Source organism: Seonamhaeicola sp. NFXS20 (assembly GCF_049132085.1).
In the GTDB taxonomy this organism is placed as follows: domain Bacteria; phylum Bacteroidota; class Bacteroidia; order Flavobacteriales; family Flavobacteriaceae; genus Seonamhaeicola.
Genome location: NZ_JAFMPU010000012.1, coordinates 56,374 through 75,393 on the forward strand (window position 1 = coordinate 56,374; position 19,020 = coordinate 75,393).

The window sequence follows — 19,020 nt, forward strand, 5'->3', positions numbered from 1 at the left end:
TTGAATATTTAGTTTAGATTTTAAAAAGAAACTTGGTTAAAGGTAAACACTTTAGAGGGTGTTCTAGCTTCATTAAAAATGTTTTCCATTTCCTTTACAATTTCAGGATGTTTACTGGCTACATTATGTTCTTCTCCGATGTCTTTAGATAAATCGTATAGTTCCATAGGTGTGTTTGGATTTTTCAAGACATTATATTTTACAGCCTTCCAATTTCCTTTTCTAACCGCTTGCCTGCCTCCTCTTTCATGAAATTCCCAGTACAAGTACTCGTGCTGTTTTTGATTTTCGGGTTTGTTCAATAAAGCAGGCAAAAATGAAATGCCATCTAAATTTTTAGGAACTGGCATTTCTGCAACTTCAGAAAAAGTTGGAAACACATCCCAAAAGGCCGAGATTAAATTGTTTTTAGTTCCTGGTTTAATTTTCTCTGGCCATTTTGCAATCATAGGCACACGAATACCACCTTCATACAAATCTCTTTTAAAGCCTTTAAGAGATCCATTGCTATTAAAATATTCGGGATCTGCACCACCTTCTTTATGGGGGCCATTATCTGAAGTAAATACTATTATTGTGTTATCTTCTATCCCTAATTCTTTAACCTTAGCCATAATTTCTCCAACATGATTGTCCATTACCTCTATCATAGCTGCAAAAGCTGCGTGAGATTCCTTTTGAGAAGCATACCTACCTTGTCTGTATTTTGGTCCTTCGTCAACTCCTTTAAATTCTTTTTCCGGTAAATATTTACCTCTGTACTTATCCATAATTGAATCTGGTGCTACCAATTCGGCATGAGGAATTATAGTTGGAACATACATAAAGAAAGTGGTGTCTTTATTTTTTTCTAAAAATTCGATAGATTTTTCATGAATTAATTGTGGGCCATATTGCTCTGTTTTATGTCCTGCATTTCCTGCTAAAACAATAGAGTCTTTATTAGACCATACATGATAGGGATAATAGTGATGCCCTAAGCGCTGGCAATTATAACCATAAAAAACATCAAAACCTTGATTTGTAGGATCGCCTTCAGAACCAGGAAATCCTAAGCCCCATTTACCAAATGCTCCAGTAACATAACCTCCTTTTTTCAATAACTCTGCTAGCGTATAAGTGCTATCTGGAATAGGATACTGACCTTCTGGTTTTATTTCACGGTTACCCCGAATAGCCGTATGGCCAGTATGCATTCCTGTTAATAAGGCTGAACGTGATGGCGCACAAACCGTGCTACCTGAGTAATGTTGAGTAAAAAGCATCCCTTCAGCTGCCAACTTATCAATATTAGGGGTTGTAAAATTTTCTTGTCCATAGCAGCTTAAATCACCATAACCAAGATCATCTGCAAGAATGTAGATTATATTTGGCTTTGAATTTTGTATTTTAGAAGCATTTAACATTCTCTTTGGTTCTCCTTTGTTATTCCCACAGGCTATAAAACAAAATGTTATTATTCCGATTAGAAAAAAATTATATCTCATTACATTTATAGTTTAGAAATGAATAAAAACTTTTATACAAAACACTGAACAAAAAAGAGATTTTTCTTGCGACAATTAAAGTGCATAAAGTCTTAGTGTAATTATTTCCAAATATAAAAAAATATACCAAAACCAACTAGTACCAACTAGTTGTTTTTGTAAAAATAATAAACATGAAATCTGAGAAAATAGAATTTTTGAAAGTTAAAATATTACATTTAATCGCTAAACTTTCGTATTTGATTCTTAAAATCTAAAAAAAGGGTATCATCATTAAATTTGAAGGTTAAAGTTTTAGCTTTCCTTTTAGCTTTAACATAAGGTGAATCAAATCGTTTATAGTTGGTGTTTATTACTGTATCATTAATTTTAAATTCACCTTTAAATTGATGTGTATATGTGTTTCCTTTTGATTGATATTTAAGCGTTAAATTTTTAATATTAAACTTAAATTTATTTGTTCTTACACGTTTAATAAAATCATTAAAAGCACCATCTTGTGATTTAGATCCGGCTTCAGTTATCCAAAAACTTTGTTTTCCAGATTGAATAATATCATCATCAGAATCTTCTGCATAATAAAAATTATTTAATCCAATAAAAGCACAGTAAGTTTCTCCTTTTTTTCCAAATACATAATTATTTTTTACAATAGTAGTATCAAATTTTTTACTAGGAAAATAAGCTCTAGTAAAGCCCATTAAATCCATTTCCATCATTCCTTTTTTTTCTGGAATGTTATAAATTGCTAAACTTATGTTTATATCTTGAGCCACGTGTGGTAAATGCCCGTAACCTACTTCATAATTTGGTGAATGATTTTTTTTATCTTTTTTTATAGCTGGATGCGTATGAAAAATGGCAAAGTGATTATTTATGTTCATACCAAAAACATGTTGTTGGTAACTGTATGTTCCTGGATGATAATTTTGTGAGGAATACATTGTATAATCCTTAGTTTTATAGGTGTATGTATTTCCTTTTTGAATGGCAATACCATTTGATTGTGGATTAATAAATCTCATAATGGCAGGCTCTAAATGAAACCATTTAAATAAGGATAAATCTAGCGATTTTAATGGCGCTACAGATGCATTAGAAAACGAAACAGAATTTCTAATGTGAGCCATAGTGTTTCTTACTACCTCTGGGTTTGAAAAGGCTTGCATTCCCCATTGCATCATCATACTTCTATTATCGGTTCCGTAATAACCTTCACTTTTTAGTTCTGAAATATTTAAACCGTTACTTTGTTTTATTATAACTTCTGATGTGTCTTTTGCTATTTTTGCTAGCACTGGTGGTAATTTATACTTTTTAGAGTTTATCATACCATACATAATTCCTGATTTAATAGGAGTTTCATCTCCCCAAAAATAGTTAGGAATACCACTAAATCTAGACCCCGAACTCCCTGTTCTATTTCTTGAGTAGGCTCGTCCACTTGTAGAAATAAACATGGTTTTAATATTTTGTGCTGCCACATCATAAAACAATAAATCCATTATAATTTGACTCTTTTTTACCAATTCTTCGTCTTGTGCAAAATCTATCAAGTTAATTAACGCACCTATATCCTCCTTGTAATATACGCTAGAATAATATTCTATAAATCCATAATTCCAGCGCATTTCTAACCAATCTAAAGCGCGTTTTTTGGCTTTATTCATATGCTGTTTACCTGTAAGCCCACTATTTTTAAAAACCTTTTTGGGATATTTTTGACCAACCAAATATTCGGCTGAAGCAAATAAAATTTGGTGATTTTCAGTCCAATAACACATAGAATTTACACCGGGAACATCCCACCAATATCTAAACCCAAAAAGTACATCTTCTATTTTTTCTTTATAATCTATAGGAATTTTGTCTTCGGCTTCATATAAAATGCGAATAAGATTCACCAATCTAAAATCTGAACAATCGTATTCTTTTTTAATAAACTCTAATGTTGAATCTAGTCTATTCCAATTGGTTATGGTTTTACCATTTGCTAATTCCCACTGTATTTGATTTTGCGCATTATCATATTTTTTATTGGGATTCATTTTAACGGTTTCATAACCAGATATGCGTATATAATCTATCACGAGAGTAGAAACAACAAAAAGCAACAGTAGAAATAGTATATGCTTTAATTTGATATTTTGCTTATCCATAATTTTATCGTGATATTTCTATTCTTAATTTTAAAAATACTTATATCATTTATATTAAATATGGATACATTATTCAAATGCATGTAAACTTAAAAACAGCCCATAGAAAATAAGAATTTACGCTTTTAGAATTAAGTTCTCTAACACTATTCATGCTTAAAAAAATTAAAACTATGACTTTACCTGCTTTTAATTTTACATTTTTTCTAAAACCGTTAGATCATATAATTACATGTTGGTTGCCATAACCTGTTAAACCACTTTTTATTTTGTTATTTGAAAAATTTTAATTAACCATTAATAGAGTGACCGAAACGCCTTTATATGTAGTAGTTAACTCTTCAGAATATAACGTATTTCCTTAAACCACATCTCTAAGTCTACCATTTCCAAAGGGTAATGCTTTTGCAGGTTCATTATATTTTAATTTTAATAGTTCTTATGCTTGGGATGGAAACCCAACATAATACTATAAATAGAACGCATTGAGTAAGTTTATTCATTATCTAAATATTTATTTACAAATCCCAGTCAAAAGCTTTTTCTCCAACTCTCTCTATAATTTGTTTTTCTAATTGTTTCACAATTTCAGGATATTTATCTGCAATGTTGACTGTTTCACTTCCATCATTTTGATGATTGTATAATTCAACAAAACCTTTTTCATTTTTTGTAAACCTATATTTATCGGTTCTAATTGTAGTACCTCCAGAAGTATAAGCTATAGCTGCTTTGCTACTTTTTAGGTTTTGATTTTCCATGATTGGCACCAAAGAAGCACCATCAGAAAAATCAGGTATTGGTAATTGGGTTAAATCACAAAGCGTTGGAAAAATATCAACCGTTTCTACAACTGTATTACTTTTTTTACCATTGTAGTTCATATCAGGATTATAAATAATTAAAGGAGATCTTAATGCTTCTTCAAACAAACAGTGTTTTCCCCATATAGCATGTTCCCCCAAGTGCCAACCATGATCTCCCCACAGCACTACAATGGTATTTTTATCTGCTCCTGTTTTTTTTAAGGTATTTAAAATATCGCCCACATGTTTATCTGCATAAGTAACACAAGCAGCGTAATATTTTTTAAGCTTCATAGCAAAATCCATGTCTTTTCTTGGGTCTTTCCCCCACCGGTTGTAACTCATAAATTCATTAGAACCTGTCCATGATGATGGACCTTTAGGCTTTTCTGGATGTGGAATAGGGGCAATTTCAACATCACTATACATATCCAAATATTTTTTGGGAACTCCAAAAGGTAAATGAGGTTTGATTAAACCAATAGCAAGGAAAAATGGTTTTTCACCAGAAGCTAATGCTTCTAGTTGCTTCATCCCTTCATCAGCAATGAGACCATCTGGATATAAGGTGTCAGGGCCTTCAACCGTTTCCAATACATCACGGCTTTTAGTGGTTCTTATTTTTCCATTGGCCAAACCATGCATTGTTCCTTTAGGAGTTTTCCATGCTCCCACAGGCATAATATGCTGACTCCATGCGTCTGGCATTTCTGGTTGAGAATCTTCATCCCAATTTTCTCCTCCTCTACCTCCAGGATGATGAGACACTTTCCCTACAGAAACCGTAATATAACCATGAGATTTAAACCATTCTGGCATAGAGAGATTTACGATTTCTGGATTTTGTTTTAAATCTTTAACCCTAGAAAACAATTGTTGGTTGTGATGTCTACGATATTGAAAACCATACTGTCCTGTAAGCATGGTATATCTTGAAGGACCACAACTTGGGGAGTTTACATAGTGATTGGTAAACAAGTATCCTTGAGCAGCTAAACCATCTATATTAGGAGATTTTATATACAAAACCCCAAAAGAATTGAGTTCTGGTCTTAAATCATCAATGCAAATGAATAATACATTTTTGGGTTTTTCTTGTTGTTGCTTCTGCTCTACATTTTTACAGGAAACTCCTAATAATGTTATAAGAGTACAAATATAAATTAGCTGATTTTTCATGTCACTATAATATAACTTTTAGTTCCTTCCAGAAAAAGAAACCTTTTTAGTCTTTTTCTTTAATTAAAATACATTCATATTTTACTGATTTGTAAATTTATGAATTTGTAATCTAAACAATTGTAAAGAAACTTACTTAGATGATACAAAATAGTAAACTAGAAAGAATTTAGCTATATCTATAAATTCCCTCTTAAAACGTGCATCTTATATATAATAAAATACATAAACAGAATATAATGCCTTTAAACTTTTTTAAAACAGAGAAAGAAGTACTAATGTTTTAACGCCAAAATTTAAGTTTTTAGAAGTCTTTAGAGGTATAAAAATCTTGAATTATTCCTTTTTAGATTACCCAAAATTTTTGAGACTGATTTTTAATTTACAATTTATGGCAAAAATAAAAAAAGCCAGTAAATAAATATTTACTAGCTTTTGTCGGGGTGGCAGGATTAATTAAAACATCACCAACCCTTATAATTACTGTATTTTTGTACTATTATCTTTTGGTGTTCAACGAATTGTTCACTAAATTCTATAAGATCCACTTTAAAACAATATTTGCTTGCCTTTAATCGAATAAAAATACAAATTATATTTAAGGATATCTTATTTGACTCTTTAAAATTAATTTATGGCATCAAGTTGTTTTTACTATATTCTAGGCTTCCTTAAAAGATAAGGTTTTTAATATAATCACATGCTTATGTTTATAATATATCATAGTAAGAGATTTGAAATGTAATTATTTTAATTAATCAACTATTTCCTCTAGTAGAACTTACTTATAGTTTTAAAACATAACCCTTATAATACATATACTTACTTAATTTGTGCTATATAAATTTAGTAATGCAATAAAAAGTGAACTGCCTTATGATGAAAACTTTGTTTCTAAATTAGCTTAAAATTGATTGTTTTTTAACTCAGTTCCTTGTTTACAACTAGAACCATTAAAATCACATTTTGAGAAAGTTTCGTATTATTAAAACAGAATATTTACTGTTATTCAAGAGAACCTCATGTATCATAAATGGGGAGTAATTATCGTTTATTTAATCCCCCAACTACATAATAAATACATAGTAAATCTAGTCTCAATACTTATAATATGTTTTATAAAATCTAGTTAGTATTCTTTAAAAAATATTTTTTATTTAAAGAATTATATTTAAATTAGCGTAATCGATTACATTTTTTTGGTAAAAAAAATCAATTACTAAAATTTAAAACTACTAAACATGAAAAAAAAGATTATTTTACTAATTCTACCTGTTCTTTTTACTGTGAATCTTTACTCTCAAAGTAAAATTTGGGATTTTGCAAATCCTTCGGCAACTTGGCCTCTTAATTTTGGAGGAGTCTCTTCTCCAACAATAATTGACAATTTAGCTTTAATACCAGGCACCAACATAACTAATTTAGGGGAAATTGATAGCAATTCAACATCTTGGGCAGATGGCTTTTCTGGTACACAACGATTAAAGCTAAATGGAGCTGGTTTAAACCTTGGAATCACGCCTGAAATTGATAACATATATATACCAACAAAACGTTATTTGTATTTTGCAGTTAATGGTTCTTGTTCGGTAAAAATATGGTTTAGAGGCGGTGGTTCTGGTGATCGCACACTTTATATTACAGATGGCTCTAGTGTTGTTGGTAAATTCCCTACAACTAATAGTGATCAACAGATTTATACATTTAATTATACTGGAGGTGCAACTAACTTATATATATTTAGCCTTAACAAAGCTCATAACCTATATAAAATTGAAGTATCACCATCTAGTGCATTAAATACTACTACTCTTAGCTTAAATTCTAAGTCTTCAGTTGTACCAACTAAAGTCTATGCCTTAGGAAATAGAATATATACATCTAATGTAAAAACTACTTCGGAAATAAATATCTATAGTATAACTGGGGCTTTAGTAAAAGCATTTAAAACGAATGAGGATATAAACTTTACTGTTAAACCAGGTTTATATTTTGCTAATATTAAAACTCCTGAAGGCCAAAAATCTGTTAAATTATTAGCTATTTAAAATCACAAAAAAACATCCTTAATTAAAGCCTTCGTTAAAAACGAAGGCTTTAATTTTTAAACTAAACACTAGTAGTCATATCATTTGGTATGTTCATCGTTTTTATAAAAATATACACTTATTACACCTGCTCGTTAAATATAATTTAATAAGTAAAAAAATTTACATCCTCATGTCAAATTTCTAATTTCAGATTATTAAAAAGTTTATTTGAAATTTTCTCTGTTCCGTAATTATTCTTGTTAAACTACAAACAGAGGTAATTATAAAAATAATGTAAATTTGCTCATATTATCTCTAAAACTACTTGTTGATTTTTTTATAATATTATAAATATTTTGAAGGAGCAAACAAATAATAAAAGCCTACCTAATTTAAATTAAAACACTTTTTCTATTAAAAAATATCTATGAATAAAAAAACAACTATTTATGATATCGCAAAAAAACTTAATATTACAGCTGCTACAGTTTCTAGGGCATTAAACAACAACCCTAAAATTAGTGATGCTACTAAGAAGCTTGTGTTAGAAACTGCTGCTAAAATGAATTATGAGCAAAACAAACTTGCTCAAGCTCTTAAAAGCGGAAAAAGTTATAATGTAGGTGTAATTGTTCCTCGTATAGATAGCAATTTTTTCGCTTCTATTATTAGAGGTATTGAAGATGAACTATCTCCTTTTGGCTACCATGTAATAATTTGCCAAACACACGAAAAAAACGCTAAAGAAGTTGAAAATATAAATGCTCTTTTAAATGCACAAGTTGATGGTATTTTAATGTCTATATCTAAATCTAGTAAAGATTCCAAACACTTTAAGCCTATAATAAAAAAGAATGTTCCTCTGATATTTTTTGATAGAAGATACATAATGGAAGGTGTTAGTTCTGTAACTATAGATGATTTTCAAGGTGGATATCTTGCTACTAAACATTTAATTGAACAGGGATGTAGACGTATAGCGCATTTTTCAAGCAATCAAACTATTGAAATATTTAAAAATAGATATTTAGGATATAGACAAGCTTTATTTGATAATGATATAGAACTAAATGAAGAATATATTATTCAAACTAAAAGTAACATAGATGAAGGAGTAAAAGCAATGAAATCATTATTAAAAAAGAAAACACCTCCTGACGGTCTTTTTTCATCAAGTGATTTTAGTGCATTAGGAGCTATCCAAGAGCTGAAATCACAGGGTTTTAAAATTCCTAAGGACTTTTGCGTTGTTGGCTTTAGTAACGAACCATTTACTAAATTCATGGAACTTCCAATAACTTCTATTGATCAGTCACCCCTTGAAATGGGACAAATAGCTGCTCAAGTTTTTCTCGAACAAATGAATAGTAAATTTAAAATTGAAAAAAAGATTGTATTAGAACCTAAATTGATTGTTAGAAAATCATCTTCTAAATTAAACACTAAATAAGAGAACTTATTATTTTTATTACCTCATTAGCCTTCATTCTCTAACCTCTATATAATTATAAAGAAACACCTCTTCTCCAAGGTATAAAATCATTTTGATTTAATAATTTTGCTTTGGTTTGCACTTCTCCACTAGCTACTTTTATAATAAATTCAAGCATTTCATCAGCCATTTCTTCAATAGTTTTTTCACCACTAATTACTGCGCCTGTTTCAATATCAATAATATCTGGCATACGTTGAGCAAGCTCCGTGTTTGATGACACTTTAATAATTGGTGCTATTGGGTTTCCTGTTGGGGTTCCTAAGCCTGTAGTAAATAAAACCACATTAGCTCCAGATCCCACTAAACCAGTTGTACTTTCTACATCGTTCCCTGGTGTGCACAATAAATTGAGACCTGATTTATTAATATATTCACCATAGTCTAAAACAGCCTGAATTGGCGATGTTCCACCTTTTTTAGCGGCTCCAGCAGATTTCATAGCATCTGTTATTAAGCCATCTTTGATATTACCAGGTGATGGATTCATATCAAATCCTGAACCTGCATCAATAACAGATTTTTGGTAGGCTTTCATTAGCTCTAAAAACTTCTCACCATCGGCATTATGAATACAACGGTTTACTAATTCTTGTTCTACACCACATAACTCCGGGAATTCTGCTAAAACAGTAACTCCACCCAAAGCTACCAATAAGTCTGAAACTACTCCTAATGTTGGATTTGCAGAAATACCTGAAAAACCATCTGACCCTCCACATTCTAAACCTACTCTTAGTTTTGATAATGGTGCCGGTTTACGCTCAATATTGTTCGCTTTTTTAATAGCTTCAAAAGAGTCTTTAACAATAGCTGACAGCATCTCATCTACTGTTCCCATTTTTTGTTGTTCGTAAATAATTATAGGTTTACTTAGGTTGGGATTAATATTGTTTAATGCCTCTTTAAATATACTTATTTGAAGATTTTGGCAACCTAAACTCAAAACAGTTGCCCCTGCAACGTTTGGGTTATTTACGTATCCTGCCAATAATTTTGCTAAACTTTCTGAATCTTGACGAATACCTCCACAACCACCTGGGTGTGTTATAAATTTAACATCAATATTATCAAACACATCTTGTGTTTTAGAAATAACCTCTTTTTCTTCATACCCGTTAACTAAAGAGCGTAATAACATTTGATGTAGATTTGCTTTTTGTTTTAAAAGTTCTTTTTCAAAAACTTCTTTAAGAATTTCGATATTTCGGTTCTCACAAAATACTAGGGGAAAAAACAACCAAATATTTTCTGTTCCTACTTGTTCATCTTCTCTATAATATCCTAAAAAAGTTCTATCTTTCCATTTATCTACATTTGGAGCTGTCCAATTAAAATTTTCTGTTCTTCCAAATACTTTTTCGCTTTGGTGCTTTACGTTTTCTGTAGTTAAGACATCTCCTTTTTCAATAACACCATTAGCTGAACCGACAAGAACACCATACATTATGATTCTTGCTCCCGATTCAAATTTCTCTAAAGCGATTTTATGTTTAGATTTTGTATCAGACAGTATTTTAATATCTTGCCCTTTAAAAGAAACAACTTCTCCTTCTTTTAAATCAACCAAGGCAACCGCTACGTTGTCTGATGAATTTACCTTTATCATTTTCTTTTGCATTGTAGTAATTTGTTATAGTTATACTATAATATCTAGAACTTTTTGCTATAATTTGTAAATCCTGCTTCTATTCCGTTCGTATCTATTTCTTTTAAAGCTAATCCAACAGCTTCTGTTAAGTTTTCCACTTGTGTTAAATCTTCACCCCAATAAGCCTCTATACTTAATGCATTTTTAGCTATTTCATAATAATTGTTTGATTGCCAAATTTTAGCAAAAGATGCCACAATATCATCACTATCTTTAACTGGCAAACTTTCTCCATTCCATGTACCTTTATAAAAACGTAACAGGGCAGCAAACGCAAAAGTTAAATGGGTTGGCACTTTTTTATGGATTTTCACATATCCTAACAAACTTGGTAATACTCTTACGGTAAACTTAGATATTGAATTTAAAGCAATACTTGATAAGTTGTGTATGATGAATGGGTTTTTAAAACGGTCTAAAATTTCTTCAGCAAAACTATTTAACTCGTCTTTATCCATATCTAAAGTATCGATAATTTCGTTGAATACTACTTGATGAATAAAAGCTCTGGTAAATTTATTATCAACAGATTGTTTTACTGTTCTATTTCCATGAAGGTATGAGAATGGTACCATAGCTGTATGTGCACCATTTAAAATACGCACTTTTCTAGTACGGTAAGGTTGCATATCATCTACAATCTTAACATTTAAATTTGTTTTATGGAATGGTAATTTTGCTTTCAAATCATCACCACCTTCAATTACCCAAAGTAAAAAAGCTTCAGCTACAACTATTAAATTATCTTGATAACCTAATTGAGCATTGTAAGTTTCTATTTCATCTTTAGGGTATCCAGGTACTATTCTATCTACCAAAGTACTATGAAACGAATTATGATCTAAAATCCAGCTTTTAAAATCTTCACCTAAATTCCAGTCTGCTATATACTTTAAAATAATCTCCTTAAGAGTTTCTGAATTGTGATTTATAAGTTCACAAGGAATTATGGTTAAGCCTTTACTAATATCACCGTTAAAATAGTTAAACCTTTCATATAAAAGAATAGTTAATTTAGCAGGAAATGAACTTGGAGGTTCCATTTTAAGAGTGTCACTAGCTACGTATGCAATACCCGCTTCTGTAGTGTTTGAAATTACATATTCTAACGTTTTTTCTTTTGCTAAATTTAAATAATTCTTAAAGTCTTTATATGGATTTACACATGTTACAATATTAGTTATAAGCTCTTTATATTGAATTTCTTTACCTTTTTTTACACCTTTCATAAACAAGGTATATAGCCCATCTTGATTATTTAGCAAATTGATTAACCCTCTTTTAATAGGCTGTACAACTGCTATTCCTGCATTGAAGTCTGCTTTCTTATTTAGTTCTTGTATAGCATATTCTACAAAGGCTCTTAAAAAATTACCTTCTCCAAATTGTACTATTTTTATTGGTAGTTTTGGTTCAAGACCAATATTTTTTCTGTTTAAATTTTTCATCTGTCTATGAAAATAGTTCTTTTTAAAAATTGAAATACTCTTTAGCATTATAGTAACTTATATCTGCGACTATTTTGCCTATCCATTCCATATCATTGGGTAACTCACCTCTTTTAATCTCATCTCCTAAAAGGTTACATAGAATACGTCTAAAATATTCATGTCTTGAAAACGATAGAAAACTACGCGAATCAGTTAGCATTCCAATAAAACAACTAATAAGTCCCATGTTAGAAAGCGCATTCAATTGTTTTGTCATACCATCTTTTTGGTCTAAAAACCACCAACCAGAGCCAAATTGAACCTTTCCTTTTATGCTGCCATCATTAAAATTACCAATCATTGTAGCCATTACTTCATTATTAGCTGGATTCAAATTATAAATAATTGTTTTAGTTAATTTATTTTTACTATCTAAAGCATTCAAAAAAGCTGAAAGCTTTTGCGCTTGTGGAAAATCACCTATAGAATCCCAACCAGTATCTGGCCCTAAAATACGATGCATCCGTTCATTATTATTTCTTAAGGCTCCTAAATGAAATTGTTGAACCCAACCATATTTATGGTATGTTTCACACAAAAAAATAAGGATAGCGCTTTGAAATTTTAAAGCTTCTTCATTACTAATTTTTTTATTCTCTCTTTTCTTTTTGAATATGGTATTTACTTCCTTTTCTGTATAATTTTCAAAATAAATTTGTTCTAATCCATGATCACTCAGTTTACATCCATTTTCATGAAAGTATTCAATTCTATTTTTTAATGCCTCACATAAATCAGTAAACGTATTTATATTCAACCCGGTTATTTCGCTTAAAGTATTTAAATATTCATTGTAACTAGGGTTAGAAATTAATATAGCTTCATCTGGTCTAAAGGACGTACTTACTTTAACCTTGAAATCACTTTTTGCTAGGTTTTGATGATATTCTAAGATATCTGTAGGATCTTCTGTTGTACAAACTACTTCAGTATTCATTTTTTGGAGTAATTGCTGACAGCTATAATCCTTTGAATTTAATTTCTCATATGTTTCATTAAAAATCCGTTGCCCAGACTCTTCATTTAACAAATCATAAATATCAAAATACCTAGCCAACTCCAAATGTGTCCAATGGTATAATGGATTACGTATAGTGTAAGGAACAGTTTTTGACCATTTTTTAAACTTTTCTTCATCTGGAGCTGTTCCTGTAATATACAACTCATTAATACCCAACGTACGCATTGCACGCCATTTATAATGATCGCCATCTATCCATACTTTAGTTATATTTTTAAAAGTTTTGTCTTTAGCAATAAATTTGGGAGACAAGTGATTATGATAATCAATAATAGGTAGATGCTTTGAATAATTATGATATAGCTCTTCAGCGTATTTATTTTCTAATAAAAAATTATCATGTATAAATTTTTTGTTTGTCATTCTACTTTTTTAAATTTAATGTTAGTTAAAACTCTATTTAGCCCCATTGTTTATGTTTCTTACAAAAGCAATATTCAAAATTATTTTAATTAAACTTAGACTTATCCTTTCTTATAATAATTTTGAATCTTACTTTCACTAAACAAATGTAATCGGTTGCATAAATGTAATATAAATAGTAATACATTCAATAGTATGTCAACTAAAAATTCTTAAAACAAAACTGATTAAAAGTGAAAAAAATGAACTAAAATAGGGCAAAGGATGGCTATGAAATAGAAGTTATTTTATAAGAAAAATGAAACCTTAATATTGCTACCCCCTAACACTTTTAGATTAACTATTTTAATAAACCTAATTAATTTGATACATTTTCTTTTATATATACATTACCCTGTATTGTATCGCATTGAATTCTTTTAAGAACAACTGTATTAACTGGTAATTCTTCCTGTTCTATTATTTTTGAAATGAATTTTACATCAGTTGCTTTAATATCTTCAAGATATATCCTACCAATTGGAGTTAATTTACGCTCATAAGTTGGCACCAAATTACGCCATTGGTATAATACATCCATATCTATACCTAATATTCCTTTGTCAATTCTACCTGCTTTAATATTACTTACGTAAATATTTTTAACATAACCACCTCTTCGCTCATTTGTTTTAATATAAACAAGGTGGTTTAGTTTTGCCCCATCTACAACTTGACAGTTATTCATATAAACATTTTCTATGCCTCCTGAAAGTTCACTACCAATAGCCAATAACTGATGACCATTTTTCACCATACAATTTCTAATTACTAGGTTTTTTGTAGGTGTATTTAAACGCCATGCATCCTGATTACGTCCTGATTTAACAGCAATGGCATCATCGCCTTGATCAAAAACACAATTCTCTATTAGTATATTTTGTGACATTTCAGGGTCAACTCCGTCGTTATTATTTCCTTTAGCCCAAACATTAACATCACGAATAACAATATGTTTAGACATATAAGGATGAATAGTCCAAAAAGGACTATTTAAAATAGTTATTCCTTCTAATAATATATTTTCACAACGATTAAATTGAATAAATTGTGGACGAAAATGAGCACTATCATTTACCATTTGCCTTTCTTCTACCGGACTATTGTTAGAAGATAAATTATATAAAATTTTAAGATTCTTCTTATGACCTTTCGATCGTACAAACCATTTTTTCCAAATATCCATCTTCGCTTTAATCTTGCCTTGCCCGGTAATTGCAATATTTTTGCATTTATAGGCATAAATTAATGGAGAGTAATTATAACATTCCATACCTTCCCAAGTTGTATGAACTGATGGCAAATAATCTTCTGGATTTTCAGAAAAAAGAAGTACAGCTCCTTTGTTTAAATGTAAATTAACATTACTCTTTAAATGTATTTTTTTAGTAAGCCATTCTCCTTCAGGAACAACAACAATTCCTCCGCCAAGTTTATTTGCTTTATTGATAGCGTTTTCTATAGCTGAAGATATTTTGTTTTTATCACCTTTAACGGCACCGAAATCTACAATAGAAATTTTTTTACAATTACTAAAATCAGGTATTTTAATATTTGGCATTTCAAAAGGTGTAGCAACCTGTATTTCATCAATTTTTATTGAATATTTATTACTACATGAGCAAAGCAATATGGCTATAATTATTAAAAGGCAGTCATTTTTTTTCATAATAAATTTGTTTAAGTTGGTAATTATTTTCAATATTCCAACTATAAAAAAATTGATAGATATATTTTTAACAAAATACTTATTCATGAAAAATCTAATAAATAGATACCTTTAGGATAATAGAAAGTGACACGATTATTTTCGAGAGTTTCTATACGGCATTGATTATGATTTTACTCTTTTAATAATTGCTGCCCATCCTCCTCCAGAAGCCATAGAAATATTTACTTTTGATTTTTTTGTCACCTTTGTTGTAAGATGTCTATAATCCATCGCATTTTTAGAAACATTGATACCGTCTTGCATCACTTCAATACTATAAGTGCCTTTTTCTAAAAAAGATAAATTGATTTCTAAACTTCTTGCTTTTTCATTGGTTATCCCTCCTATGTACCAGTCTTCTCCACTTCTTCTGGCTACTACAATATACTCTCCTACTTTTGCATCTAGTACTTTAGTATCATTCCATACTGTTTTCATTTGGCTAATAAACTTCGTACTTTGATCTTCTGCATAATATCTTGTTGGGCTATCTGCAAGCATTTGTAAAGGAGCATCATAAATAACATATAAGGCTAATTGGTGACATCTAGTCCCTTTACTCATTGGGTTTCCATAACTCTGCAAAAAATCTTTTGGATGTACATTTCTCATCGCACCAGGTGTATAGTCTAATGGACCTGCCAACATTCGGGTAAAACATATTTGTACTTCATGTTTGGCATCAATCAATCCATTTAGTTTGTAATTTTCCAATCCCTTAACCCCTTCGTAATTGAGTACATTAGGATACGTTCGATGTAAACCAGAAGGCTTAAATGCCCCATGATAATCAACAAACAATTGTCTGTCGGCGCATTCTTTAGCAACTCGTTCATAAAAATTAACCATATACTGATCTGCACGAGTCATAAAATCTACCTTGATACCAGCAACTCCCCATGTTTTAAACCTATCTAATATAGTGCTCATATCCTTATCTAAAGGCCCCCATAAAGTCCAAAGAATAAGTCTAACTCCTTTTTTATTTCCATATTCAACCAATTCTTCTATATCTATTTCTGGGTTTGATTCTAATACATTTGTGGTTGTTTTAGACCACCCCTCGTCCAACATAACATAGGGAATGTTGTATTTGGAAGCAAAATCTATATAGTATTTATATGTTTTATTATTTAAACCCGACTCAAAATCTACCTTATAAATATTATTGTCATTCCACCAATCCCAAGCAACAAGTCCAGGTTTAATCCATGATGTTTGTTCAAGTTTATTTTCTCTAGACAACAAAAAAACCATCTGATTTTCAACTAATTCAGAGTCTTTTTCACTAATCATAAACACACGCCACGGAAAATTTCTTTTACCCGAAGTTCTTGCAATATATTCACCTCCTTTTTCTATTATAATGGCTCTATCACCATCTGGTCTAGATTTCAAAATTACGGGTGGAAATTTTGATGAAAGAGTTTGGTTTGCTGACGCTTCTAAAAATAAACATGGATAGTCAAATAAATCTGCTTCAGTAATTCCTATCTTAATATTATTGTCTGCTTTAATTAAAGCTGGAAGTGAACAGAATTGACCAGCATTTAACTGAGATAGGGTTGATTCAATATATAATCTCTCATAATGAGATTGTAATGATTCTTCCTCTGGGAAAAGCACATTATAGTCTTTAAAAAAATTAAGATCGACGATTTCATTTTCCACGAAAACAGATTTTTCAATATCAGTCTTAAAACGATATGCAATACCATTGTCAAAAACCCTAAAAACTACCGAAAACCCGCTTTTAAATTTTAAATCTAATTCATTGAAGTGGTTCCTAATTACTGATGACTTAACAGCTACTATTGGATGAACGACCTCATCTGTAAATATCTTATTTACAGACACTAACTGAGGGGTATGCCCTAACCACTTTCCATCTATCTTCAAATCCATCTGACTAAAATCCAAAATATTGATTTCGTTTACGCTAGCTGACCATAAAATTCTTTCACCTATTTCAATTTCTACATTGATTCTGCCATTAGGAGAACTAATTTTATATGTTTCTGTTGACCAACCATTAAACATAAAAAAGCATAGCCCCAATGTTAAATTTAATATTCTATTTTTTTTCATTCTTTTGATTTAATAGTTTCAATATCTGTTTCATTAATCCACTTGGCTTGAACATTTTCACCAGAGAAGTATCTTCCATAAAAATTTAAGGTAGCATTATCAGCATATGGATAAGACTCATACACTTCTCCCTTTCCAAGTATTCTTAAGTCTTTTTGTTCTTTTAGTTCTTTAGACATTTGCTCAAATAAAACCTCCTTAGTTTTTGTATACTCAGGCAAATTAGCAAGGTTTACCATACAATCCCAATCCGTTTTATAGTTATATAATTCTTCATCTGGCCTTTTCCCAAAACAAAGTTGCCAATCTCTACTCTCCTGTATTCTATTCTGCTGTAAAATTGAAGTTTTAGTGGGAGACCCATCACAATTCATGTAGCCAGTCTCTGGGTTACCTGCAGGCCACCTATTAGAATAAAAATTCTTTAGATATACCATTGAATCTGTGATTATTCCTCTAATAGGGTATCCTGAATCTTCTGGTCTTCCCACATCATGACGTTCTTTACCAACCAATACATGACTACGAATATTGTCATTTGGTTGAGCTCTAAAATAAGAAGAAAGAAAACGTCCTTCCATTTCCATTTCAGATAGTATATCTGAACTCACTCTAGCTTCACGTAATATTGTAGGCGCCAAGTCTGTTAAACTTACAAAATCATTAACATTGAGTCCTTTCTTATGAATACCATCTGGCCACATGATTGCTAATGGCAAGTGATTAGAAAATTCATATTCCTGACCCTTAACTCGGGGAAAAGGCATGCCATTATCTGAAGTTACAATAACAATAGTATTGGATAACTCTCCTTGTTCTTCAAGGATTTTAAGCATTTCACCAATCTGTTGATCAAAATACTCTACTTCATAAGCATAATCTAGTATATCATTTTTAACGATATCGTTATCTGGCCAAAAAGAATGAACAGAAGTAATTTCATTAAGAGATTTTCCATTTTTAATTCCACTTTTAAACTCATATGGTCTATGAGGTTCCTTTGCTCCAAACCAAAAACAAAAAGGATCTCCTTTTTTATTTGATTTCAAAAACTCACGGAAATTAGCTACATAATCTATATTTGATATACCAGAAGTTGGTGGCTCTTTTATATTTTGATTATACGCTCTTCCTACCAATTCTCGTTTCTTCCCCTCATACATTCCTGGATTTCCGGGTCCCCAGCCTTTACCTGTATAACCAACATGATATCCTTCTTCTTTCAAAATTTCAGGAAATGTTCTATAATTACTAGGGAAATATGGCACATGGTTTACAGCTTCTTCAAGTTGCCAAGGGTTTCTACCCGTAAGAATTGCAGACCTAGATGGTGCACATTTAGCATCTGGAGTGTATGCTTTATGAAACAACAATCCTTCTGAAGCTATTCTATCAAATACTGGCGTTTTTATCCATTGGCAGCCATAAACCCCAGCATGAGGAAAAGACTGGTCGTCTGATATGCAAAACAATATATTCGGTCTTTTTATCTCATCCTCTGCTA

11 protein-coding genes are annotated in these 19,020 nt (G+C 30.7%); 2 read left to right on the plus strand and 9 right to left on the minus strand.

The annotated features are described in order from the left end of the window. Positions 1 to 20 precede the first annotated feature (20 nt). The 3 genes from J1D01_RS14755 to J1D01_RS14765 all read right to left on the minus strand — a co-directional run bounded on the left by J1D01_RS14755 (position 21) and on the right by J1D01_RS14765 (position 5,631). Positions 21 to 1,487: an arylsulfatase gene (locus J1D01_RS14755; protein WP_421151365.1), complete on the minus strand. Its 1,467-nt coding sequence runs from the start codon at positions 1,485 to 1,487 to the stop codon at positions 21 to 23. A gap of 218 nt (positions 1,488 to 1,705) precedes the next feature. Continuing rightward, on the minus strand, positions 1,706 to 3,646 hold the full coding sequence (locus tag J1D01_RS14760) for a hypothetical protein (protein WP_421151366.1): 1,941 nt from the start codon (positions 3,644 to 3,646) through the stop codon (positions 1,706 to 1,708). 518 nt (positions 3,647 to 4,164) lie between these two features. Further along, positions 4,165 to 5,631 (minus strand): sulfatase, encoded by a 1,467-nt coding sequence (locus tag J1D01_RS14765; protein WP_421151367.1) that lies wholly within the window; start codon positions 5,629 to 5,631, stop codon positions 4,165 to 4,167. A 1,241-nt stretch (positions 5,632 to 6,872) separates the two neighbouring features. Here J1D01_RS14765 and J1D01_RS14770 point away from each other — a divergent pair. Together J1D01_RS14770 and J1D01_RS14775 are read left to right on the plus strand one after the other, a co-directional pair. Continuing rightward, complete coding sequence (locus J1D01_RS14770; RefSeq protein ID WP_421151368.1) at positions 6,873 to 7,679, plus strand: T9SS type A sorting domain-containing protein; 807 nt, start codon at positions 6,873 to 6,875, stop codon at positions 7,677 to 7,679. A gap of 409 nt (positions 7,680 to 8,088) precedes the next feature. Next, on the plus strand, positions 8,089 to 9,111 hold the full coding sequence (locus J1D01_RS14775; RefSeq protein WP_421151369.1) for a LacI family DNA-binding transcriptional regulator: 1,023 nt from the start codon (positions 8,089 to 8,091) through the stop codon (positions 9,109 to 9,111). Positions 9,112 to 9,166: 55 nt separating this feature from the next. Here the strand turns inward: J1D01_RS14775 and J1D01_RS14780 are convergent, their stop codons facing one another. The 6 genes from J1D01_RS14780 to J1D01_RS14805 all read right to left on the minus strand — a co-directional run bounded on the left by J1D01_RS14780 (position 9,167) and on the right by J1D01_RS14805 (position 18,988). Further along, positions 9,167 to 10,774 carry a UxaA family hydrolase gene (locus J1D01_RS14780; protein WP_421151370.1) on the minus strand — a complete coding sequence of 536 codons (1,608 nt, stop codon included), beginning with the start codon at positions 10,772 to 10,774 and terminating at the stop codon, positions 9,167 to 9,169. 32 nt (positions 10,775 to 10,806) lie between these two features. Beyond that, positions 10,807 to 12,252: a tagaturonate reductase gene (locus J1D01_RS14785; protein ID WP_421151371.1), complete on the minus strand. Its 1,446-nt coding sequence runs from the start codon at positions 12,250 to 12,252 to the stop codon at positions 10,807 to 10,809. Between the two features lie 22 nt (positions 12,253 to 12,274). Further along, positions 12,275 to 13,678, minus strand: coding sequence for a glucuronate isomerase (gene uxaC, locus J1D01_RS14790; RefSeq protein WP_421151372.1), 1,404 nt, complete (start codon positions 13,676 to 13,678; stop codon positions 12,275 to 12,277). A 358-nt stretch (positions 13,679 to 14,036) separates the two neighbouring features. Beyond that, positions 14,037 to 15,386: a glycoside hydrolase family 28 protein gene (locus J1D01_RS14795; RefSeq protein WP_421151373.1), complete on the minus strand. Its 1,350-nt coding sequence runs from the start codon at positions 15,384 to 15,386 to the stop codon at positions 14,037 to 14,039. A gap of 165 nt (positions 15,387 to 15,551) precedes the next feature. After that, complete coding sequence (locus tag J1D01_RS14800; RefSeq protein WP_421151374.1) at positions 15,552 to 17,516, minus strand: glycoside hydrolase family 97 protein; 1,965 nt, start codon at positions 17,514 to 17,516, stop codon at positions 15,552 to 15,554. Further along, on the minus strand, positions 17,513 to 18,988 hold the full coding sequence (locus J1D01_RS14805; protein ID WP_421151375.1) for a sulfatase: 1,476 nt from the start codon (positions 18,986 to 18,988) through the stop codon (positions 17,513 to 17,515). The genes J1D01_RS14800 and J1D01_RS14805 overlap by 4 nt, the downstream gene beginning before the upstream one ends. Positions 18,989 to 19,020: the final 32 nt, after the last annotated feature.